This is a genomic window from Methylobacterium indicum (assembly GCF_017347565.1).
GTDB classification, from domain to species: Bacteria; Pseudomonadota; Alphaproteobacteria; order Rhizobiales; family Beijerinckiaceae; genus Methylobacterium; species Methylobacterium indicum.
Map to the genome: position 1 here is coordinate 4,786,574 of NZ_AP024145.1, position 21,941 is coordinate 4,808,514.

Annotated in this window: 23 protein-coding genes; 9 read left to right on the forward strand and 14 right to left on the reverse strand. The window is 71.7% G+C overall.

What is annotated here, in order from left to right; genetic code table 11:
• Positions 1-84 precede the first annotated feature (84 nt).
• The 4 genes from miv_RS22190 to miv_RS22205 all read left to right on the forward strand — a co-directional run bounded on the left by miv_RS22190 (position 85) and on the right by miv_RS22205 (position 4,892).
• Positions 85-1,011 carry an ABC transporter ATP-binding protein gene (locus miv_RS22190; RefSeq protein WP_207178915.1) on the forward strand — a complete coding sequence of 309 codons (927 nt, stop codon included), beginning with the start codon at positions 85-87 and terminating at the stop codon, positions 1,009-1,011.
• A complete protein-coding gene (locus miv_RS22195) occupies positions 1,008-1,769 on the forward strand; it encodes an ABC transporter permease (protein WP_207178917.1) in 762 nt (253 codons plus the stop codon). The genes miv_RS22190 and miv_RS22195 overlap by 4 nt, the downstream gene beginning before the upstream one ends.
• A 109-nt stretch (positions 1,770-1,878) precedes the next feature.
• Positions 1,879-3,498, forward strand: coding sequence for an ABC transporter substrate-binding protein (locus miv_RS22200; RefSeq protein WP_244748650.1), 1,620 nt, complete (start codon positions 1,879-1,881; stop codon positions 3,496-3,498).
• Complete coding sequence (locus miv_RS22205) at positions 3,495-4,892, forward strand: amidase (protein ID WP_207178919.1); 1,398 nt, start codon at positions 3,495-3,497, stop codon at positions 4,890-4,892. Before miv_RS22200 ends, miv_RS22205 begins: the two co-directional genes overlap by 4 nt.
• Positions 4,893-5,077: 185 nt before the next feature.
• Here the strand turns inward: miv_RS22205 and miv_RS22210 are convergent, their stop codons facing one another.
• From miv_RS22210 to miv_RS22235, 6 genes are all read right to left on the reverse strand, one after another.
• Positions 5,078-5,905 (reverse strand): SGNH/GDSL hydrolase family protein, encoded by an 828-nt coding sequence (locus miv_RS22210; protein ID WP_207178921.1) that lies wholly within the window; start codon positions 5,903-5,905, stop codon positions 5,078-5,080.
• 211 nt (positions 5,906-6,116) lie between these two features.
• Positions 6,117-6,851, reverse strand: coding sequence for a GntR family transcriptional regulator (locus miv_RS22215; protein ID WP_207178923.1), 735 nt, complete (start codon positions 6,849-6,851; stop codon positions 6,117-6,119).
• A gap of 41 nt (positions 6,852-6,892) precedes the next feature.
• Positions 6,893-8,170, reverse strand: a complete 1,278-nt coding sequence (locus miv_RS22220; protein ID WP_048426719.1) for an NAD(P)/FAD-dependent oxidoreductase — start codon at positions 8,168-8,170, stop codon at positions 6,893-6,895.
• A gap of 136 nt (positions 8,171-8,306) precedes the next feature.
• Positions 8,307-8,618: an AtuA-related protein gene (locus miv_RS22225; protein WP_207178925.1), complete on the reverse strand. Its 312-nt coding sequence runs from the start codon at positions 8,616-8,618 to the stop codon at positions 8,307-8,309.
• A gap of 11 nt (positions 8,619-8,629) precedes the next feature.
• The gene (locus tag miv_RS22230; protein ID WP_207178927.1) at positions 8,630-9,970 is read right to left on the reverse strand and encodes an acyclic terpene utilization AtuA family protein; all 1,341 of its coding nucleotides are present in this window, start codon (positions 9,968-9,970) and stop codon (positions 8,630-8,632) included.
• A 95-nt stretch (positions 9,971-10,065) separates the two neighbouring features.
• Positions 10,066-11,376: a CitMHS family transporter gene (locus miv_RS22235; protein WP_207178929.1), complete on the reverse strand. Its 1,311-nt coding sequence runs from the start codon at positions 11,374-11,376 to the stop codon at positions 10,066-10,068.
• A 117-nt stretch (positions 11,377-11,493) separates the two neighbouring features.
• On the opposite strand from miv_RS22235, the gene miv_RS22240 reads away from it, so the two are divergent.
• Entirely contained in the window at positions 11,494-12,402 is a 909-nt protein-coding gene (locus tag miv_RS22240) for a LysR family transcriptional regulator (RefSeq protein WP_207178930.1), read from the forward strand.
• 10 nt (positions 12,403-12,412) lie between these two features.
• On the opposite strand, the gene miv_RS22245 is transcribed toward miv_RS22240, so the two are convergent.
• The 7 genes from miv_RS22245 to pdxH all read right to left on the reverse strand — a co-directional run bounded on the left by miv_RS22245 (position 12,413) and on the right by pdxH (position 17,574).
• On the reverse strand, positions 12,413-13,501 hold the full coding sequence (locus miv_RS22245) for an SPL family radical SAM protein (RefSeq protein WP_207178932.1): 1,089 nt from the start codon (positions 13,499-13,501) through the stop codon (positions 12,413-12,415).
• A gap of 160 nt (positions 13,502-13,661) precedes the next feature.
• Positions 13,662-13,925: a hypothetical protein gene (locus miv_RS22250; protein WP_048426713.1), complete on the reverse strand. Its 264-nt coding sequence runs from the start codon at positions 13,923-13,925 to the stop codon at positions 13,662-13,664.
• 197 nt (positions 13,926-14,122) lie between these two features.
• Positions 14,123-14,593 carry a TIGR02301 family protein gene (locus miv_RS22255; protein WP_207178934.1) on the reverse strand — a complete coding sequence of 157 codons (471 nt, stop codon included), beginning with the start codon at positions 14,591-14,593 and terminating at the stop codon, positions 14,123-14,125.
• Positions 14,590-15,057: an NUDIX hydrolase gene (locus miv_RS22260; protein ID WP_207178936.1), complete on the reverse strand. Its 468-nt coding sequence runs from the start codon at positions 15,055-15,057 to the stop codon at positions 14,590-14,592. Before miv_RS22260 ends, miv_RS22255 begins: the two co-directional genes overlap by 4 nt.
• Entirely contained in the window at positions 15,054-16,064 is a 1,011-nt protein-coding gene (locus tag miv_RS22265) for a hypothetical protein (RefSeq protein ID WP_207178938.1), read from the reverse strand. The genes miv_RS22260 and miv_RS22265 overlap by 4 nt, the downstream gene beginning before the upstream one ends.
• On the reverse strand, positions 16,057-16,779 hold the full coding sequence (locus miv_RS22270) for an SDR family NAD(P)-dependent oxidoreductase (protein ID WP_207183596.1): 723 nt from the start codon (positions 16,777-16,779) through the stop codon (positions 16,057-16,059). The genes miv_RS22265 and miv_RS22270 overlap by 8 nt, the downstream gene beginning before the upstream one ends.
• Before the next feature lie 186 nt (positions 16,780-16,965).
• Positions 16,966-17,574, reverse strand: coding sequence for a pyridoxamine 5'-phosphate oxidase (gene pdxH, locus miv_RS22275; protein WP_058619173.1), 609 nt, complete (start codon positions 17,572-17,574; stop codon positions 16,966-16,968).
• A gap of 121 nt (positions 17,575-17,695) precedes the next feature.
• On the opposite strand from pdxH, the gene miv_RS22280 reads away from it, so the two are divergent.
• From miv_RS22280 to miv_RS22295, 4 genes are all read left to right on the forward strand, one after another.
• Positions 17,696-18,175 (forward strand): RT0821/Lpp0805 family surface protein, encoded by a 480-nt coding sequence (locus tag miv_RS22280; RefSeq protein WP_048426708.1) that lies wholly within the window; start codon positions 17,696-17,698, stop codon positions 18,173-18,175.
• 173 nt (positions 18,176-18,348) lie between these two features.
• The gene (locus tag miv_RS22285; protein WP_207178941.1) at positions 18,349-19,281 is read left to right on the forward strand and encodes a DnaJ C-terminal domain-containing protein; all 933 of its coding nucleotides are present in this window, start codon (positions 18,349-18,351) and stop codon (positions 19,279-19,281) included.
• Positions 19,282-19,426: 145 nt separating this feature from the next.
• Positions 19,427-20,284 carry an enoyl-ACP reductase FabI gene (gene fabI / locus miv_RS22290; RefSeq protein ID WP_207178943.1) on the forward strand — a complete coding sequence of 286 codons (858 nt, stop codon included), beginning with the start codon at positions 19,427-19,429 and terminating at the stop codon, positions 20,282-20,284.
• 68 nt (positions 20,285-20,352) lie between these two features.
• Positions 20,353-21,558: a pyrophosphate--fructose-6-phosphate 1-phosphotransferase gene (locus tag miv_RS22295; RefSeq protein ID WP_207178945.1), complete on the forward strand. Its 1,206-nt coding sequence runs from the start codon at positions 20,353-20,355 to the stop codon at positions 21,556-21,558.
• Positions 21,559-21,627: 69 nt separating this feature from the next.
• On the opposite strand, the gene miv_RS22300 is transcribed toward miv_RS22295, so the two are convergent.
• Positions 21,628-21,873 carry a hypothetical protein gene (locus miv_RS22300; protein WP_207178947.1) on the reverse strand — a complete coding sequence of 82 codons (246 nt, stop codon included), beginning with the start codon at positions 21,871-21,873 and terminating at the stop codon, positions 21,628-21,630.
• Positions 21,874-21,941 lie beyond the last annotated feature (68 nt).

The following is a 21,941-nucleotide window of genomic DNA, read 5'->3' on the forward strand; positions in this document are numbered from 1 at the left end:
TCGGGGGAGGGCGGTGGCGATCCGCCCCCGGCTGGCCTAGGTGATCGGCCATTCCCGTCAGCCCCTGACACGCCCCGGGACCGGATGACGCCCATCATCACGATCGCCAACCTGTCGAAGACCTACGCCTCCGGTCACGCCGCGCTCAAGCGCGTCGACCTCGACGTCCGAGAGGGCGAGATCTTCGCCCTGCTGGGGCCCAACGGCGCCGGCAAGACCACCCTCATCAGCATCATCTGCGGCATCGTCACGCCGAGCACCGGCACGGTGACGGTCGGCGGCCACGACATCCTGGCCGCCCCCCGCGCCGCGAGGCGTCTGATCGGCCTCGTGCCGCAAGAGCTGACGGCCGACGCCTTCGAGACCGTGTGGGCGACGGTGAGCTTCAGCCGCGGCCTGTTCGGGCTGAAAGCCGATCCGGCCCATATCGAGCGGATCCTGCGCGACCTCTCGCTGTGGGAGAAGCGCGACGCCAGGATCATGACCCTGTCGGGGGGCATGAAGCGGCGCGTGCTGATCGCCAAGGCGCTCTCGCACGAGCCGCGCATCCTCTTCCTCGACGAGCCGACCGCCGGCGTCGACGTGGCGCTCCGCCAGGACATGTGGCGCCTGGTGCGCCGCCTGCGCGAGCAGGGCGTCACGGTGATCCTCACCACCCACTACATCGAGGAGGCCGAGGAGATGGCCGACCGGGTGGGGGTGATCGCCAAGGGCGAGATCGTGCTGGTCGAGGAGAAGGCCGAGCTGATGCGCAAGCTCGGCCGCAAGGAGCTGACGCTCCTCCTCCACGACCCGCTCACCGCCCTGCCGCCGGCGCTCGCCGGCCATCCCCTCGCCCTGTCGCAGGACGGGACGGTGCTCACCTACACCTACGACGCCAAGGCGGAGCGCACCGGGATCACGGGTCTGCTCACCGACCTCGCCGCCTCCGGCATCCGCTTCCGGGACCTCCAGACCCGACAGAGCTCGCTCGAGGACATCTTCGTCGATCTCGTGAAGGACCGCGCATGAACTGGCCCGCCATCCGCGCCATCTACGGCTTCGAGATGCACCGCGCCTTCCGGACGCTGCTCCAGAGCATCGTCGCGCCGGTGATCTCGACCTCGCTCTATTTCGTGGTCTTCGGCGCCGCCATCGGCGGCCGGATGACGTCGGTCGACGGGGTGCCGTACGGCGCCTTCATCGTGCCGGGGCTCATCATGCTGACGCTCCTGACCCAGAGCATCGCCAACGCCTCGTTCGGCATCTACTTCCCGCGCTTCTCCGGCACGATCTACGAGATCCTGTCGGCACCGATCTCCGCGGTCGAGATCGTCGCCGGCTATGTCGGGGCGGCGGCCACCAAGTCGATCATGCTCGGGCTGATCATCCTGGCGACCTCCGCGCTGTTCGTGCCCCTGCGCATCGAGCACCCCTTCGTGATGGTGCTCTTCCTGGTGCTCACCGCCGTCACCTTCAGCCTGTTCGGCTTCGTCATCGGCCTGTGGGCGGACGGGTTCGAGAAGCTGCAGCTCGTGCCGCTCCTCATCGTCACGCCGCTGACCTTCCTAGGCGGCAGCTTCTACTCGATCGACATGCTGCCGCCGGTCTGGCGCACGGTCAGCCTCGTCAACCCGGTGGTCTACCTGATCAGCGGCTTCCGCTGGAGCTTCTACGGCCATTCCGACGTCAACCCGGCGGTGAGCCTCGGCATGGCGGTGGTCTTTCTCGTCGTCTGCCTCGCGGCCGTCGCCCGGATCTTCAAGACGGGATACCGGCTGAAAAGCTGAGAATTCGATCGGATGGCCACACGAGTGCTGAGCCGGGATGGCTTAGAGCTTGCTCAGGCAAGAACGCCTGCAAGAACGCTTGCAAGAACGCCCGCAAGCAAGCCCGTCAGTGCCAACAGCCCTCGTGATGACCTGCCCGCGCCTCTCGTCCATCGCCCTCTCGGCCCTCCTCTCCGCCACGGCACCGGCCGCCGCCGAGCCGGTGCTCCGCATCGCCATGACGGCGGCCGACATTCCGACGACGACCGGCCTGCCGAATAACGGCTTCGAGGGAATGCGCTTCCTCGGCTACCCGGTCTTCGAGGGACTGGTGCTGTGGGACATCGCGCGCACCGACCGCGCCTCGGCCCTGCGGCCGGGCCTCGCCGAGCGCTGGGAGCAGGCGCCGGACGATCCGGCCACCTGGATCTTCCACCTGCGCCAGGGCGTGCGCTTCCACGACGGCACCGCCTTCGACGCCGACGCGGTGATCTGGAACCTCGACCGCTTCTTCAGGCCCGACAGCCCGCAATACGAGCCACCGGCCGCCGGAATCAGCCGGGCCCGGGCGCCGCTCCTCGCGAGTTACCGCAAGATCGACGACCGCACCGTCGCGATCACCAGTCGCGAGCCGGTCGCCTACTTCCCCTACATGGTCGTCTACCTGCTGTTCACCTCGCCGGCGTCGTTCGAGGCGGCCGGGCGGGACTGGGCCCGGGTCGCGACGCTGCCGGCGGCCGGGACCGGGCCGTTCCGCATCGCCCGGGTGCAGCCGCGGGAGATGGTCGAGCTCGCCCGCAACGGGGAATACTGGGACGAGGCGCACCGGGCGCAGGTCGAGAAGGTGCGGCTGATGCCGATCCCGGAGGCCAATGCCCGCATCGCCGCCCTGCGGGCCGGGCAGGTCGACTGGATCGAGGCGCCGGCACCCGACGCGATCCCGTCGCTGCGCCAGGCCGGCTTCACCGTCACCACCGGCTCCTACCCGCATATCTGGCCGTGGCTCTACAACATCGGCGCCACCGGAAGCCCGCTCAAGGACGTGCGGGTGCGCCAGGCGCTGAACTACTGCATCGACCGCGACGCGCTGGTCACCCTGCTCAACGGCACCGCCGAGCCGGCTTTCGGCTGGCTCAAGCGGAGCGATCCGAATTTCGGCTCGCCGCAGAACCGCTACCGCCTCGATCCGGCCAAGGGGCGCGCGCTCCTCGCGGAGGCCGGGTTCGGCGCGGGCAAGCCGCTCACGCTCAGGCTGATGGTCTCGGCCTCGGGCTCGGGCCAGATGCAGCCGCTGCCGATGAACGAGTTCCTGCAAGAGAACCTGAAGCAGACATGCGACGTCGACGTCGCCATCGACGTGGTCGAATGGCAGGTCCTGCTCAACGCGATGCGGGCGACGCCGGACGCGCCGGCCCTGCGCGGCGCCACCGTGCTGAACATCTCCTCGACGACCTCCGACGTCGCCGTGATGGCGCGCTACTTCGGGTCGGCCAACATCGCCCCGAAGGGCTTCAACTTCGCCCAGTGGACGGATGCCGGCTTCGACACCGCGATGGCGGATGCCGCCCGCGCGCCCGATTCCGAGGCCATGGACGCGGCGATGCGGGCCGGCCACGAGCGGCTGGTCGATGACCCGCCATGGCTGTACGTTGTTCATGATCTCAACCCCAGGGCGATGTCGCCGCGGGTGAAGGGCTACGTCTCGCCCGAATCCTGGTTCGTCGACCTGACCCGGATCAGCGTTCCATGAGGCTTGCCGTGACCGATCCCGCCGCGCTGCCCGCCCACGCGCTCGCCCGGGCCATCGCCGCCCGCACGCTCTCGCCGGTCGCGGCGGTGGAGGCCCATCTCGACCGCATCGCGCGGCTCGAGCCGACGCTTCGGGCCTTCGTCGAGGTCTTCGCCGACGACGCGCGGCTCGCCGCCGAGGGCGCCGACCGGATGATCCGCGCCGGCCACGCCGTCAGCCCGCTGCACGGCGTGCCGGTGGTGCTCAAGGACCTGATCGATCTCGAGGGCCGGATCACCACCGGGGGCTCGGCGCATTTCGCCGCGCGGCGCGCGGCCGGGACCGCCACCATCGCCCGGCGGATGCTGGCGCAGGGCATGATCGTGCTCGGCAAGACCCATACGGTCGAGTTCGCCTTCGGCGGCTGGGGCACCAACCGGCGGATGGGCACGCCCCGCAACCCCTGGGATCTCGCGGTCGCCCGCACCCCCGGCGGATCGAGCAGCGGGACCGGCGTCGCCGTGGCGGCCCGGATGGCGCCCTGGGGCATCGGCACCGATACCGGCGGCTCGGTGCGGCTGCCGGCCTCGTATTGCGGGCTCACCGGCCTGAAGGCCACGATCGGGCGGATCAGCACCGCCGGGATCGTCCCGCTCAGCGCCACCCTCGACACGCCGGGGCCGATGGCGCGCTCGGTCGAAGACGTCGCGCTCCTCTACACCCTCCTCTCCGGGCCCGACCCGCTCGACCCGAACACCCGGGGCGTGGTGCCGGAAGACCCGATGCCGGGACTGCATCGCGGGGTGAGGGGCCTGCGGCTCGCCAGGATGCCGGCGGCGGAACGGGTGGGCGTTTCGTCCGAGATGCTCGACGCCTACGATGCCGCCCTCGACACCCTGGCCCGGGGCGGGGCCGAGATCGTCGAGGTGGCGCTGCCGTTCCGCTTCACCGACCTCTTGACGACCTCGGCGATCGTCGAGGCGGAGGCCTACGCGGTCAACGGCGCGGTCGCCGAGGACCGGGCCGCGCTCCTCGACGAGGACGTCCGCGGGCGCATCCTGGCGGGCGCGGGGATCACGGCGCAGGAATATCTGCGCACGCGGCGGATGCAGCGCGAGATGAATGCCGCCTTCGCCCGGGCGATGGACGGGATCGACGCGCTCCTCACCCCGACCACCGAGAGCGCGGCCATCCCCCTCGACGCGGTCGACCAGGCGGTGGCGCCCTCGCGCTTCACCCGCTTCGGCAACCTGCTCGAACTCTGCGCCCTGGCCCTGCCGAACGGCGCTACGGCGGCGGGCCTGCCGCTCTCGCTCCAGATCGTCTGCCGCGGCTACGAGGAAGCGATGGCGCTGCGAATCGGCCAGGCCTTCCAGGCAGCGACGGAGTGGCATAGGCGGGCGCCGGAATTGTAAGGAGTGGAGCGGGACCGTCCCTCTCCCGTCGCGGGTCCGTCGAGGGCAGCAGCCGAGGACTTCGGCGGGTCCTGAGAACCACCTCCGAGGTTGCCCGGATCACCGGTCGGGTCGCCAAAACCGACGAGGCCCCCGAACCCCATCCGTCAGGAGGCCGATCCACACCCACCGACGTGCTGCCGAGGTCAGCCCCGCCGCAGCGACACCGAATCCGGCAGCTTCTGGCGCTTGGCGCGCGCCACCGCCTGGAGCGGCTCGGGGCGCGGAGTCACCGCGTCGAGGATGTCGCGGCCGAGCGCCTGGGCGAGGCAGGCATAGCCCTGGTCGCCCATGTGGAACCGGTCCGACGACAGCATGCCGGCGAGGAGCGCCGGATCCTGGCGGTTCCAGTCCTTCATCAGGGCGTAGCGGGAGAAGACCGGTACCTCGGCCTCCTGGGCCACCGACGCGACGAGGCCGACGAAGCGCTCGTAGCGGGCGTGGTCGGGAATCGCCGGATAGTATTGCTGGTCGAGGACGATCAGGTCGCTGCCGGCGGCGCGCACCAGGGCGACGCCCTGCTCGAGCCGGCGGCGGAACGCCGCCTCGTCGCCCCCCGTGATCGCGTCGTTGGTGCCGACCTGCCAGATCACCAGGTCGGGCTTCACCGGGCGGCCCAGGGCCTCGGCGAGGCGGGCGAGGGTCCGGTCGGCGGTCTCGCCGCCGATGCCGGCATTGGTCACCTCGACCGGCGTGCCGCGCCAGGCGCCCCGTAGGGATTGCTCCAGGAGGTGCGGGTAGGTCCGGTCCGGGCCCGAGGCGCCGATCCCCTCCGTCGAGGACGAGCCGATCGCCAGGACGCGCACCGGCTCGCGCCGGGTCACGTGCGCCTCGGTCAGCGCGAGGCTCATCCGTTCCGCCGCCGCCGGCAGGGGGGCCGGGCAAGCCGAGGCCGGACGGGCCGCGACGAGGTGACCGGCGAAGACGGCCGCCGACAGGCAGGCCAGCCGGCCGAAGCTGAACCGGAGGAGCATGGCAGATCCCGACAGGGGGAGAGGGACCGAATCGGTCCGTATTGGTCGGGTACCACGCGGATTACGGTGGTTCCACTCGAAAATGAAACTGAGCCAAGTCCAACCCCCAGCCTCTGCTCGGCTGGTCAGCGAAAACCGGGAGGATCACGGCGAAAGTCGCGGATCCGGCTCACTCCGGATTAAGCTTGAGCGTGTGTTGCAGCGCGAAACCTCACGCCGCCTCGGCGCCGAGCTTCTCCTTGCGGGAGGCGTTGGCCTTGTGCAGCGTGCGGACGGGATCGCCGAAATGGCGCTCCATCTCGGCGAGCGCCGGCTCGATGGCGCCGCGCTCGATCAGGTCGACGAGGAGCTGGTGCTCGTCGATCAGGGCGGCGTTCTCGCTGTAGCCGCCCATCAGCATCTGGAGGCAGAGGCGGGTCTCGGCCTGGAGCGTCGCGAAGCTGCGGGTCAGGCGCTCGCTGCCGGCCTCGTCGACGATGCGACGGTGGAACTGCATGTCGAGGTCGGCGACCTGGGCCCAGTCCTTGCGGCGCACCGCCGCCTTCATCTGGCGCACGATGCCCGCGAGGTCGCGCACCACGCCGCCGCGGTCGGGGGTCTCGAGGATGCGCCGCATGGCGACGAGTTCGAGGGAGCGGCGCACGAAGTAGATGTCGATGAGGTCGGAGGGCGCGAGTTCGGGCACGAACACGCCGCGATGCGGCTCGCTGCGCAAGAGGCCTTCCTGGATCAGCCGCTGCATCGCCTCGCGCACCGGGCCGCGGCTGACGCCGAAGGCCGAGGCCAGCTCCATCTCGTTGAGCTGGGCGCCGAGCGGGTAGCTGCCGTCGAGGATCGAGGCGCGGATCTGGCCGGCGATCTGGCCCGACAGGGTCGTGCGGGGCAGGCGCTTGGTGGCCGGCGTCCCGACCGCCGCCTTGGCCTCCCTGTCACTCTGGCTCGCCATGCCGCTCCGCGCCCCCCTGGTCGGATCAGAAGACCGTCGTCCTAGTGCAGGACGTCCTGCAGACGATAATACGCGCCCACGAAGGGAAGGAACCAGGGCGGGCCGAAATGCCCGGGGATGGCCTTCCAGTCCCAGCCCGCGAAGGGGTTGCGCTCGGCGCGCCCCTCCAGCACCTCGGCCATGACCTGCCCCATATGGGTCGCCATCTGGGTGCCGTGGCCGCTATAGCCCATCGAGTAGTACAGCCCGTCGCGGACGCCCGCCCGGGGCAGGCGGTCGGCGGTCATGTCGACGACGCCGCCCCAGCAATAGTCGATCCGGGCCCGGGCGAGTTCAGGGAACACCTGATCGAGGGCGCGGCGCAGCACGCGGCCGCTCTTCTCGTCCGAGAGCGGGTTCGAGACCGCGAACCGGGCCCGGCCGCCGAACAGCAGCCGGTCGTCCGGGGTGACCCGGAAATAGGTGCCGACGTTCTTGGTGTTGGTCGCCATGCGGCGGGTCGGCATCAGGCGGTCGAGCACGTCGCGCGGCAGCGGCTCGGTGACGATCACGAAGGAGCCGACCGGCACGATGCGACGGCGGAACCAGCCGAGCGGGCCGACCGTCGAGGCGCCGGTGGCCATCAGCACCTGGTTCGCCGTCAGGGTGCCGCGCGGGGTCGTGACCTCGTGGGCGGTGCCGGAGAGCCGGCGCAGGCGGGTGACGGGGGCGTTCTCGAACACCGCCGCGCCATGGCCCGCCGCCGCACGGGCGAGCCCGCGGGCGAACTTGCCGACATGCATGCCGCCGCTCTTGGCGTAGACGAGGCCGCCGTAGAAGGCGTCCGAGCCGACCTCGCCGCGGATGGCGGAAGCCGGGACGAGGTGGGTGTCCGGGTCGGCCTTCGGCGACAGCGCCTCGTAGGTGCGCTGGAGCTTGTCGAAATGCTCGGGCTTGGCCGCCAGCTTGATCTTGCCGGTGCGGCGGAAATCGCAGTCGATCCCCTCCTCGCGGACCAGCCGCTCGACGCTGTCCACCGCCGCGTCGTAGGCGTGGTAGAGCGCCGCGGCCCGCTCCTCGCCGAACCGGGCCGCGATGGCGCGGTAATCCGACGCGAAGCCGTTGTTGCACTGGCCGCCGTTGCGGCCGGACGCCGCGCCGCCGACGCCCTCGGCCTCCAGCACCGCCACCCGGGCGCCGCGCTTCGACAGCGCGAGCGCCGCCGAGAGCCCGGTGAAGCCCGCCCCCACCACCGCGACGTCGTAGCGTCCCTCCGACGGGCCGGGGCTGCCGGCCGTGAAGGGCGGCGCGGTCTCGAGCCAGTAGGATGCGAGCTTCATCGGTGACGACCCGGTACGGATGGACGACGCCAGGGCATCGGCCTCGGCTTGAGCCATCATCATTCTTATCGTAGGATTGTCAACAATTATGCGATGACGGAGCCGGAATGCGGCCGGCCATCGTCCCGGCCGACCCTCACGCCTCGTCGGGAATCTCCATGTCGAGGAGCGCCGCGCTCAGGCCCTTGCCGTGGGCGTCGAGCGCCAACGAGCGGGTGACGCCGCCGCCGAGCGCCTGCGCCATCACGAAGTTGAGGGCGCCGAGAGTCGGCAGGGCGTAGCGGACGACCTCGCCGTGGACGATGCCGGCGAAATGCGCCCGCACCCGCTCGGGCGTGACGTGGCGCTCCAGGCGTGGGTAGTCGGCCGGGTCGATCGCGATCAGCGAGACGTTGGCGGTGTTGCCCTTGTCGCCGGTGCGGGAATGGGCGAGCGCGCGCAGCTTCATCGGATGTCTCCTCACGCCTCGATCATCCGCACGCTCGGCCGGGCGAGCTCGGCCGGCACCAGCACCGAGACGACGCCGACGACCTCGCGGGCCGATTTCCAGGCCCCGCCGCCGCCGGCCGGCCCGTTGGTGTAGAGGGTCTCGACCTCGTTGCCGATCCGCGCCGCCTCGCCGAGGCTGTCGCAGCGCCCGGCGACCCGGATGCGGACCTCGTAGGGCTCCGGCGCCCCGGCGGCCCGGCCCGGCCCGTGCAGGGAATCGATGCCGATCAGGTCGAAGCGCAGCTCGCTCGCCGTTACGCCGGTCAGGTCCAGGCGCTCGCGCACGATGTCGAGGGCGAGGCGGCCCCGCGCGGCGGCACCCGGCCCCGCATAGGAGATCTGGCCCTCGCCGATATAGGAGTCGATCAGCCCGACCGAGACCTTGAGCAGTCCGGTCGCCGGTGTGCCGCGCCCGCCGGTCACTCGCACCCGATCGGGACCGACCGCCTCCATGGTCACGTGCGAAAAGTCCGCCACCACGTCGGGCTGGAGGTAGCGGGCGGGGTCGTGGACCTCGTAGAGGAGCTGCTCCTTGCAGGTGGCGAGCGTCACCTGCCCGCCCGAGCCCGGCACCTTGGTGATCTCGACCGTTCCGTCCTCGGTCACGATGCCGATCGGGAAGCCGAGGCGGGAAAGACCTGCCACGTCCTTCACCCCCGGATCGGCGAAGTAGCCGCCGGTGACTTGGCCGGCGCATTCGAGGAGGTGGCCGGCGAGCGTGCCGCGGCCGAGCCGGTCCCAGTCGTCGTCTGCCCAGCCGAAGGCGTGGATGAGCGGCGCGAGGAAGAGCGCCGGATCGCCGACCCGGCCGGTGACGACGACGTCGGCGCCCCGGGCCAGCGCCTCGACGATGGGGCCGGCGCCGAGATAGGCGTTGGCCGAGATCACCCGGTTGCCGAGGTCGCGCACCCGGCCGCCGGTCTCGAGGACCTCGTAGTCGCCGGCGCCCACCGCCTCCAGCACGTCGTCGCCGATCACCGCCGCGATCTTCAGACCGTCGAGGCCGAGGTCGCGGGCGATCGCCCGGGTCTTCTCGGCGGCGGCCAGGGGGTTGGCGGCCCCCATGTTGGTAACGATGCGGGTGCCGTTCCGGCGGCACGGCGCCAGCACCGCCCGCATCCGGGCCTCCAGCAGGGGATCGTAGCCGGCGGCGGGATCGCGCAGGCGGGCCTGCTGGGCGAGCGCGATGGTGCGCTCGGCCAAGCACTCGAAGACGAGGTAGTCGAGGGCGCCGTGCTCGGCGAGCTCGACCGCGGGCTCGATCCGGTCGCCGGCATAGCCGGCCCCGGCCCCCAGGCGGATGGACTTCATCGAATCTCTTCCTCGGTTGCCTCCGGCGAGGGCGTCCGGCGCATCGGCGCCGCCGCCCGTTCGGACCTGCACGGCGCCCTGCGGGTGCCGCGGGCTCATAATGGGAAGACCCCGAAGGCGACGGCCGCGAAGGTCATCACCACGGAGGCCGCGAGCAGGAACGGAAAAGTGAACTTCTGGTGGTCGGCGAGGTCGATCCCGCACAACCCGCAGACCAGGAAGGTCGCGGGAGTCAGCGGGCTCACCGGGAATCCGGTGGTCATCTGGCCGAGCAGCGCGCCCTGCGCGACCTGGAGCGGCGGCACACCGAGCTGATGGGCGACCTCGGCCACCACTGGCAGCACGCCGAAATAGAACGAGTCGGGGTCGAACAGCATGCTGAGCGGCATTGAGACGAGGCCGAGCGCGAAGGGGATGTGCGGCGCGAGGCCGGGGGGCACGAAGGCTACCGCCCCCTGCGCCATCGCCTTCAGCATGCCGGTGCCCTGCATGATGCCGGTGAACACGCCGGCGGCCAGCAGGATCGACGCCATCAGGATCGCCGCCTTGGCGTGCGCGTCGATGCGCTGGCGCTGGGCGTCCACGCTCGGGTAGTTGATGATCAGCGCGAGCGCCGTGCCGAGCATGAACATCAGGGCCGGCGGGATCTTCTCCGCCATCAGCACCATCGTGCCGAGCACCGCGAGGGTGAGGACGAGGTTCAGCCAGAACCGGTCCGGGCGCCGCAGGGCCCGCTCGGCATCGCTCAAGACCCGCGTCTCGGCGGCCACGGCCTCGACGGCGCCGGCACGCGCCAGCGTGAGCCGGCGCTCCTCGCGCAGGCCGAGCCAGTACGAGACGGCGAAGATGAAGACGAGACCCACCGCCTGCACCGGCACCAGCGGCGTGAAGATGTCGGGAATCGGCAGCTTCAGCGCCGCCGAGGCGCGGATCATCGGCCCGGTCCAGGGCAGGAAGTTGACGCCCGCCGCGAGCGAGGCCGCGCAGGCGAGGATGCGCCGGTCGATCCCGACCCGGTCGTAGAGCGGCAGCATGGCCGGAATCGTGATGAGGAACGTCACCGCGCCCGAGCCGTCGAGATGGATCAGCAGCGCGAGCAGCGTCGTGCCCGGCACGATCCGGCTCGGCCGCGTACCGACGGTCGCGAGGATCCGGTCGATGATCGGGTCGAGCAGGCCGGCATCGCTGACGATCCCGAAGAACAGGATCGCGAACACGAACATGCCGACGACCGGCGCCAGGTTCTGGATGCCGGTGAGCACGAACTTGCCGGTCCCGAGCCCGAAGCCGCCGACGAGGGCGGCGGCGACCGGGATCACGATCAGCGCCACGAGGGGCGACAGGCGCTTGGTGAGAATGGCCGCGAGCAACAACGCGATGGTGCACAGGCCGAGCAGGGCCAGCATCGCTTCCTCCCAGGGTTCGGCGCTCGGGACGTGGCGCCGTTGATGATCGCGGGATCACACCTCAAGGGTGAAGATCTAACAATTGAAAAGATCGGATCGTCCGGATAGCGTTTCGTTATGGATCTCAACCTGCGCCACGTCCGGGCCTTCGTGTCGGTGGCGCATCTGCGCAGCTTCACCCGGGCGGCCGCGCTCCTGAACCTGTCGCAGCCGGCGCTCACGGTGCAGATCCGCCGCCTGGAGGAGGCGCTGGCGGTGCGCCTCCTCGACCGCACCAGCCGCAGCGTCGCGCCGACCCGGGCCGGACGCGAGCTGCTGCCGGTCTTCCAGCGCGTGCTGCGCGAGCTCGACAGCGTGGTGGTCGATACCCGCGACCTCGCCGCGCGCCGCCACGGCATCGTCAGGATCGCGGCGCTGCCCTCGGTGGCGGCGGGCCTGCTGCCGGACGCGATCGCGGGCTTCCGGGCCGCGCATCCGCGGATGGGCTTCGTGGTCAAGGACGTGATCGCCGAGCGGGTGCTCGCCCTGGTGCGCCAGGAGGAGGTCGATCTCGGCGTGACCGGCGGCGAGGTCCGCGACCCCGACGTGACGGTGCTCGCCCGCGCGGCGGATCGGCTGCACGTCGTCTACCCGGCGGGCCACCCGATCGGGGAGGTCGCGGCCGTGACGCTGGAGGCCCTGGCCGAGCACCCGCTGGTGCTGATGGACGCCGCGACCAGCGTGCGCGGCGTGGTCGACGCCGCCTTCGTGGCCGCCGGTCGCCGGCCCGTGACCGCCTGCGAGGCCACCTACATGATGACCGCCGTCGGGATGGTGCGGGCCGGGCTCGGGCTCACGATCCTGCCGGGCTCGGCCCGCGAGATCCGGGCCGAGCCCGGCTTGCGCTCGCGCCCGATCTCCGAGGCGAGCTTTTCCCGCCCGGTCTGCCTGATCGCCAAGGTCGGCCGCACCCTGCCGGCCGCCGCCGAGGACTTTTTGGAGGAATTGATCCCGGCCCTGGAGGCGGAGTTCGCGGGAGGCGGGTGAGAGAGCCGCCTCAGGTCCAGTACAGCACCCGCGCCATCGGCAGCCGCTCCGCGAGCGCCCGGGTCAGTGCCCCGCGCATCTCCCGCATCAGCTCGGCGGGAAACACGTATTTCACCGAGCCGAACTTGGTGAACTTGCGGCTGCGCTCGGCCTCGCGCATCGGCAGGTCGGAGCCCGGATACCAGCCCTCCAGCACCGTCTTCGAGCCGGGGGTGAAGCGGTGGGTGATCAGCTCCGCGGTGAGGTCGAGGTCGGGCACGCCTTCGAGCGCCTCGGCGGCCTGGGCGAACAGGTCGTCGTAGGCCGCGCGCCAATCCGGCAGGGGCAGGATCGGCGCGACCGTGAGGCCGACCGGGTAGCCCGCCCGGGCGACGGCGCCGAGGGCCGAGAGCCGTTCGCGCAGGGGGGCGGTGCCACCCTCGAAGCGGCCGGCCGCCGCGGGGTTGACCGAGAAGCGCAGCCGCGTGCGGCGCCGGTGATCGAGGCCGATCAGCGGCTCGACCGCGGCGAACTTGGTGGTCGCGCGCAGGCTCACCGGAGCGTCCCAGGCGCCGAAATGCCGGATCGCCGCCGAGAGCGAGCCGGTCAGGTGCTCGATGCCGAGGGGATCGGTGTAGCACGAGGCCTCGAAGCTCGTGCCCTCCTGCGCCCGCTCCGCGCTCGCCGAGGTGACGCCGCCGTGCCCGACATAGGCCGCGAGGTTCGACAGGATCTCCGGCAGGTTGGCGTAGACCCGGGTCACCGGTGGGCCCGCGAGCGAGCCGGCGAGGTAGCAGTACTGGCAATGGGCCGGGCAGCCCTCGGCGAGATCGAACCGCCAGTCGGCGCTCGGCGGGATCGGTTGCAGCTTCAGCTTGGCGGGCGGGGCCACCACCACCGCCAGCGTGTTCTTGGCCTCGATATAGGCCCGGCGCGGATCGGGGTGGCGCAGGCCGGTCAGGCGGTTGCCGGGCAGGACCTCGACGGGCAGGCCCAGCGCCTCGGCGCGGGCCAGGATCGCCCGGCCGTGGGCGTGCTCCCGCGCCGCCGCCGTGGCGACGACCCGTCGCGGACGCCAGAGTCGGGCCGCGCGGAGGGAGGCGGGATCGTGGACGCTCATGCTCCACGAACGCGCGGAGCCGGCCCGAAGGTCCCGCCCGTTCGCTGACGGGCGGGTCGCGGTCGTTAACGGCGGTTCGTAGTGTCTCTCACAAAACTCCCGATCACCGCCTCAGCTTGCTGTGGCAGCGACATTGCAGCGGGAGTTTTGTGAGGTGCACTTAATGCCGGGCCTCGGGCCGCACCGTGTAGGTGCCGCCGCGGATGCGCTCGGGAAATCCTTCCGCGTAGCGGGCGGTGGCTTCCTCGCCGTAGGTCTGCACCAGTTCCTGGAAGGCCGCGAACAGGGCGGCCTGGGCCATGCAGTCGCCGTCGAGCCCGTCCAGGCAGCCTTCCGCGAAGGCTTCCGAGACGTAGCTCAGGGCGGCACGCTTCGCGTCCTGATCGGAGTGGAGCTCGGGCTCGTAGGTTTCGAAATCGGTCATCGACAGCCTTGAGATCGGGTCTCTGGAGGAGAACGGCGGTCTCGAATCCGCAGCGGCCTCAGGTGATGCCCCGATTCATAGGATCTCTGCCGGGCGCGAGCCAGCAAGGAATTGCGAAGAGGTTAACGGCGCCGCGAGAATGCCGCTCTCTTCGACGCCACCGCCACAGCTGTGGCGTCCCCGCAACAGGCCGGCGCTCAGCCGCCGAACCGGCCGGCCAGCGCGACCGACAGCCGCTCGCCCTCGCCGATGAAGCGGGTCGCCGCCTCGACCGCGGAGGGGGTGCAGACCCGGTAGGTGACCGCGTAGCCGCCGTAGCCGCGGTTGTAGGCCCCAGCCAGGCGGTCGCGCCGGCCCTGGCTGGTCCCCTCGGAATCGAGCAGCGCCTTCATGCGGGCGGGCCATTCCGCGGCGTCGGGATGGCCGCACAATTCGCGCAGGAAGCTCAGCGCGCCGATGATCTCCGACAGCCGCAGGAGATCGCGGTCGTAGGGAGCGGGCGCATCGGGCGGCGGAGGCGAGGCGGGAGCCTCCTTCTCCGGCAGCTTGGTCGCCTCCGGCGGCTTGGCCCCCGGCTTCGGCCGGGTCTGGGCGAGGGCGGGCGAGGCCGCGAGCAGGCAGGCGGCGAGCACCGCGGCGCGCGCACCGAGCGACGGGAACCGCCTCATGCGCCGTTCTTCCCCACGGTGGCGAGGGCCTGGGCGATCACGCCGTGCAGCCCCTCGGTGGTCGGCAGGTCATGGGCCTCCTCGGGCGTCACCCAGCGCAGGGCCAGGGCCTCCGGCCCGGTCGTCGGCTCGCCGGAGCGCCAGCGGGCGGCGTGGGGGTGGATCACGAAATGGTGCAGCACCGCGCCCCCGGCGTCGCGGCCGATCACCTCGAGGGGGGGCAGGCCGGCGACGATCTCGGCCACCACCCCGACCTCCTCGTGCAATTCGCGCAGGGCCGCCACGGCCAGGGTCTCGCCGACCTCCACCTGCCCACCCGGCAGGGTGTAGACGCCCCGCATCGGCGCCTTTCCGCGGGCGGCGAGGAGCACCCGGCCGTTACGCACCACCGCCACTGAGGCGGCGACGAAGGGACGGACGGGATAGCGCCGGCGCCAGGCCGGGTCGTCGGACTCGGCATTCACGGCCGCGCATCCCCATCCTGCACGCTCGCCAGACGCCCGTCGGCCAGCGCCACCACCACGGCGGCACCGCGCCCGGCGCCCAGGACCGCGAGGCCGGCCCCGACCGGCGCCGGCAGGGCCGCGCGGGCCCGCTCGTCCAGCGTATCGGCCGGCAGGTAGGCGAGCGCCTTGTGGTCGCCCGTCGTCAGCACCCACTCGCCCTCGCCGAGGGCGGCGCCGGGAGCCGAGAAGCCCGCGCCGCCGCGGGCCTGCCGCGCGGGCGTACCGCCGGCCAAGGCCCAGCTCTCGGGCCGGCCGTCGCCGCGCACCAGCAGGGCGGCGGGCTTCGGGCCCGGGCGGGCGGCCGCGAGGGTCGCTAAACCCGGTTCGGGCGGGGTCGCGCCCCGCACCTGCCAGGCGCCGTCCCGGCGCCCGATCAGCGCGAGGCTGGCGCCCTCCGGCCGCTCGCTCACCGCGAGGAGGTTCGTCGCGCCGTCGATCTCGACCGGCTGCAGGGCGTCCGCGGAGAAGACCGCGCCGGGGCCCGGCGACACGGTGCTGGTCGCGACCGGCACCGGCTTCGGGTCGGCGCTCATCGCCACCGGCTGGCGCTCGCGCAGGGTGAGGCTCGCAGCGCCCGGACGCCCGTCCGGGCCGGTCCCTGCGCCCGACAGGTAGGCGCTCAACGGCCCGGCCAGCACCCGGCGCGAGCCCGGCACCGCGCCCTTCGGCGTCTCGCCGGCGGTCAGTCCCTCGATCGCGTCGAGGGGGAGGGGAATCACCGTCACCGTGTCGCCCGCCAGGGTGACGACGGCCGCACCCGTCTCGCCCCAGGCGACCGCCAGCGGCCCGGGCTTGCGGGGCAGCTGCGGCAGGCCGGCGGTGGATACGGCGAGCGCCGCCTCGCTGCCGGCGTCGCGCAGCTGCGTCACCCGGAACGGCAGGTCGAGGAGCGCGACCCGCGGCTCGGCGGCGGCGGGGGAGGCGAGAAGCAGGACCGCGAGGGCGAACGCCGCCCGCTCAGACATGCTGGCCGCCGTTGATGTGCAGCTCGGCGCCGTTCACGTAGGACGAGGCCTCGGTGCACAGGAAGTAGATCGCCTTGGCGACCTCGTCGGGGGTGCCGAGGCGGCGCTGCGGGATCTGCGCCACCAGCTTGTCGGTGCCGGGCGACAGGATCGAGGTGTCGATCTCGCCCGGCGAGATCGCGTTCACCCGCACGCCGAGGGGCCCGAAATCGGACGCCATCTCCCGGGTGAGGCCGGCGAGCGCCGCCTTGGAGGTGGCGTAGGCCGCCCCCGCGAAGGGGTGGACGCGCGAACCCGCGATCGACGTCACGTTGACGATCGAGCCGCGGGCCCGGGTCAGCTCGCCGCACAGGCCGCGGGCGAGCAGGATGGGGGCGAAGAAGTTGACCTGAAAAACCCGCTGCCAGTCGGAGAACGGGGTGTCGATGGCGCCCAGCCGCGCGCCGCCCGCTCCCTTCGGCGAGATGCCGGCATTGTTGACGAGCGCGTGGAGCAGACCGCCCTCGGCCTCGAGCCGCCCGGCCACCTCCTCGACGGCGCGCACGGTGTCCGAAGGATCGGCGAGGTCGACCTGCAGGTGGTCCTCGGGTCCCATCTCCCAGGGGCAGTTCTCCGGGAAGGGGTGGCGCGAGCAGGTGATGACGCGCCAGCCCGCCGCCGAGAAGCGCTTGACGGTGGCATGGCCGATGCCCCGGCTCGCGCCGGTGAGCAGCATCACGCGGCGGCGTTCGTTCGACGGTTGGGCCACGGCCGCTCCTCGGGATGTCCGGTGCGAGCGCCGCCGGTCGTATGGGGCGCGAAGAGCCTCAGGGTAGGGCCCGGCGACCCGGAAATCCAGGGCTCGCCGCGCCGCAGCAAAGGTTGCGCGTCACGGACGCGGCGGCCCCGGAGGTGCCGGGGCTCAGGGGTAGAGCCGGTTACCGGCCCAGCCCTCGCCCTCGCGGGTGAAGCGCACCCGGTCGTGCAGGCGGTAGGCGCCGTCCTGCCAGAACTCCATCGTCACCGGGGCGATGCGGTAGCCGGTCCAGTGCGGCGGGCGCGGCACCGCCTCGTCGGGAAAGCGGGCGCGCACCTCGTCCACCGCCCGGATCAGGGCGTCGCGGCTCTCCAGCGGCTGCGACTGGCGGCTCGCCCAGGCGCCGAGACGGCTGTCGCGGGGGCGCGAGGCGTAATAGGCGTCGGCCTCGGCGTCCGAGACCTTCGTCACCGGCCCGCGGGCCCGGACCTGACGGCGCAGGCTCTTCCAGTGCAGCACCAGGGCGGCCTGCGGGTTGTCGGCGAGCTCCTGCCCCTTCATCGACAGGGTGTTGGTGTAGAACACGAATCCGCGCTCGTCGGCGTCCTTCAGGAGAACGATGCGCACGTCCGGCAGCCCGTCGGCGCCGCTGGTCGCGAGCGCCATGGCGTTGGGATCCTCCGGCTCGGAGGCCTGCGCGTCGGCAAACCATTGCCGGAACAGGCCCCACGGATCCGGGTTCTGCGTGAAATCACCCTTCGTTAACCCGTCCACGGCATCGTCCTTACCCAATTGGCACTCCGTTCGAGTGCCGCTGTGACAACCGAACCGGGGGCGGGTCGGCGTCGCAAGGTGATGCGTCGCGGCGGGCCGTCCGGTCTTGAGATTAGGTGTAATGCGTCGCGGTGCGTGTAAAGTCGGTTCGGTGACGCTCGGGCTCGCCTGCGCGGCGGGCGTGCTCGGCGGCGTCCTGGCGCTCGGCGGCTGCAGCCAGCCGCTCATCATGTTCACCCCGCAGGTGGACGCGGCCCCGCCGGAGCCCGAGAGCACCGGCAGCATCGAGCCGGCGGCGCCGAAGAGCTTCGGCTCCGACCTCTCGGGCGAGGATTGGCGCCGGGCCAAGGCGGCCCTCTCCGTCGCCCTCGACCCGCAGGGCAACGGCCAGCCGGTGAAGTGGGACAACCCGGATTCGGGCATGCGCGGCATGATCAACCCGACCGGGCTGCCCTTCGTGAAGAACGACGAGATCTGCCGCGGCTTCCTCGCCTCGGTGATCGGGCCGGGCAGCAACCGCTTCGTGCGCGGCACCGGTTGCCGTCCGTCCGGCGGCGCCTGGGAGCTCAAGAGCCTCAAGGCCTCGACGAAGCCGGGCTGAGCCGGATCGTTGGCGCTCGCGCGGGAAACGGCGTAACCTCGCGGCTTCCCGCTCCGCCTGCGTTGCAATCCGGCAACAGGGTCGCCAGATAGGGCTCATCTCTTTCAAGCCGCGGTCCCGCTCCCGCCCGTGACGCGCCGGATCGGAGCCGCTCGAATCGCCATCGGATCGCCATGCGCAACCCATACGACGTACTCGGCGTGAGCCGTTCGGCCGACGAGGCGGAGATCAAGAAGGCCTTCCGCAAGCTCGCCAAGGCCTATCACCCCGACCGCAACAAGAACGACGCCAAGGCGCAGGACCGCTTCTCGGAGGTCAACCAGGCCTACGAGATCCTGGGCGACGCCAAGAAGCGCGAGCAGTTCGACCGCGGCGCCATCGACGGCGACGGCAAGCCCCGCTTCACCGGCTTCGAGGGCTTCGGCGGCGGCGCCGGGCGCGGCGGCGGCGCCGGCGGGTTCGACTTCGAATCGATGGCGCGCGGCCGGGGCGGCGCGGGCGGCGGGGCCGCCGGCGGCTTCGGCGAAGAAATCTTCTCGCACCTGTTCGGCGAGGCGTTCCGCTCCGGCGGGGCCGGCCGCGGCGCGCCCCAGAAGGGCGAGGACGTGGCCGCCGAGCTGACGGTCGGCCTCGATCAGGTGGTGGGGGAGGCCAAGCTCCGCCTCAACCTGCCGAGCGGCCGCGAGGTCGACGTGGTGGTGCCCAAGGGCGTGGTCGACGGGCAGGTCATCCGCCTGCGCGGCCTCGGTTATCCGGGTGCCCACGGCGCCGAGCCGGGCGACGCGCTCCTCACCATCCGCTTCGCGCCCGATTCGCGCTTCCAGATCGAGGGCGCGGACCTGCGCACCTCCGCCGAGGTGCCGCTCGAGGATGCGGTGCTCGGCGGGCCGATCCGGATCCAGACCCTGACCGGCGCGGTCGAGATGAAGATCCCGCCCATGACCAGCTCCGGCCGGGTCTTCCGCCTGCGCGGCAAGGGCCTGCCGAAGAAGGACGGCACCCGCGGCGACCTTCTGGCCACCATCGCCGTCACCCTGCCGGCGAGCGCCGACGAGGCCCTGACCGAGTTCGCCCGCAAGCGCCGGGCGGCAACCGCGGCGAACTGAACCGCGGGTTGCGCGCGGCATTACCGGAGCCGGCGCACTTCCGTCGCCCGCGGGCGTCGGTTAAGGAAGCCGCTGGGGAGCCATGCACGGCCGGGTCCGACCTGCCGCCGCGTGCTCCGCGTGGCGGCTGTTCTTTGGGTGACTCATGGCTGACTCCAACCGGGCACAGGTACAGGATGACGGGCAGCCCCGCACCGGGCTTCTCGCCGGCAAGCGCGGCCTCGTGCTCGGCGTCGCCAACAACCGCTCGATCGCCTGGGGCATCGCCAAGAGCGCCCACCAGCATGGTGCGCAGCTGGCCTTCACCTATCAGGGCGAGGCGCTGAAGAAGCGCGTCGAGCCGCTCGCCCGCGAACTCGACGCGGCGGTGGTCGGCCATTGCGACGTCACCGACCCGGCCTCGATCGACGCGGCCTTCGAGGCCACCGGCCGGCACTTCCCCGAGGGGATCGACTTCGTCATCCACTGCATCGCCTTCTCGGACAAGGACGAGCTGACCGGCCGCTACATCGAGACCAGCGAGGCGAACTTCTCGAAGTCGCTGCTGATCTCCTGCTACTCGTTCACGGCCGTGGCCCAGCGGGCCGAGAAGCTGATGCGCAACGGCGGCTCGCTCCTCACGCTGACCTATTACGGCGCCGAGAAGTGGATGCCGCACTACAACGTGATGGGCGTCGCCAAGGCCGCGCTCGAGGCCTCGGTGCGCTACCTCGCGGCCGATCTCGGCCCGCAGAAGATCCGCGTCAACGCGATCTCGGCCGGCCCGATCAAGACGCTCGCCGCCTCCGGAATCGGCGATTTCCGCTACATCCTGAAGTGGAACGAGTACAACGCCCCCCTGCGGCGCACCGTGACGATCGACGAGGTCGGCGAGACCGCCGCCTACCTGATCTCCGACATGTCCCGCGGCATGACCGGCGAGATCCTGCACGTCGATGCCGGCTACCACGTCGTCGGCATGAAGAATCCCGAGGCGCCGGACCTCAGCCTCGACAAGGACTGAGCCCGGGGGCTGGACCGGAGGGCCTTTCGGCCCACTATGGGCTTCGCGTCGGACATGCGGAGCCCATGATGCCTACCCTGAAGATCGCCATGCTCACCGCGGGCGGCCTCGCCCCGTGCCTGTCGGCGGCGGTCGGCGGGCTGATCGCCCGCTACACCGACCTGGCGCCGGAGGCCGAGATCATCGGCTATCGCAGCGGCTACAAGGGCCTGCTCCTCGGCGACCACATCCCGGTCACCCCGGCGGTGCGGGCGAAGGCCCATCTCCTCCTGCGCCACGGCGGCTCGCCGCTCGGCAACAGCCGGATCAAGCTCACCAACGTCAAGGATTGCGTGAAGCGCGGTCTGGTGAAGGAGGGGCAGGATCCGCTCAAGGTGGCGGCCGACCAGCTCGCCCGCGACCGGGTGAGCGTGCTGCACACGATCGGCGGCGACGACACCAACACCACGGCGGCCGATCTCGCGGCCTATCTCGAGGCCAACGGCTACCACCTGACCGTCGTCGGGCTGCCCAAGACCATCGACAACGACGTGGTGCCGATCCGCCAGACGCTCGGGGCCTGGACGGCGGCCGAGCAGGGCGCGCTCTTCGCCGAGAACATCGTCAACGAGCAGAGCGCCAACCCGCGCATGCTGATCGTCCACGAGATCATGGGCCGTAAATGCGGCTGGCTCACCGCCGCGACGGCCCGAGCCTATCGCGACCGCCTCGACCGCACCGCGTTCGTGCCGGAATTCGGGCTCGACCGGGCGCACAAGGAGGTGGACGCGGTCTACCTGCCCGAGATGCCCCTCGACATCGCCCGGGAGGCGGCGCGGCTGAAGGCCCGGCTCGACGCCAAGGATTGCGTGACGATCTTCTTGAGCGAGGGCGCCGGCCTCGACGAGATCGTCGCCGAGATCGAGGGGCGCGGCGAGGTGCTGGGCCGCGATCCCTTCGGCCACGTCAAGATCGACACGGTCAATGTCGGCAAGTGGTTCGCCGACCGCTTCGCGCCGATGATCGGGGCGGAGAAGACGCTCGTGCTGAAATCCGGCCATTTCGGCCGCTCGGCGGCGCCGAACGCGGACGACCTGCGGCTGATCCAGGGCATGGTCGACTACGCGGTGGAGTGCGGCCTCGCCGGCGTCTCCGGCGTGATCGGCCACGACGAGGAGCACGGGGGCCGCCTGCGGGCGATCGAGTTCCCGCGCATCCGCGGCGGCAAGGCGTTCGATCCGAGCGAATCCTGGTTCACCGGGATGCTGGACGAGATCGGCCAGCCTCGCGGTTGACGGGCACCGGCGCCGCCCCGGCGCCGGTTTCGATCGAACGTCAGATGTCGATCGACCGGTTTTTGTCGATCACGACCCCGTCGCGTCGAGCGGCGGGGCGGTCTCGCCCGGGCCGGAGACCGGCCGGCGGATGAAGGGAACCACGTTCCCGGACCACTCGGCCGATGCCGCCCCGGCCGCTCCCTCGCCGCCGACGCCGCGCCGCGACCCGGCTCGGAACGCCATCCAGCGCACGATCCGGCCGTCGCCGTGGCGCATCATGTGCCGTTCGACCCGCCTCCGGGCCCATCGGGGCACGCCATCGCCGAACTTCATGGGACTCCTCCCTTGCTCGCCCGCCGCGCGACACTCTGTCGGCTCTCGAACGAAACAGGGGGGCAGCT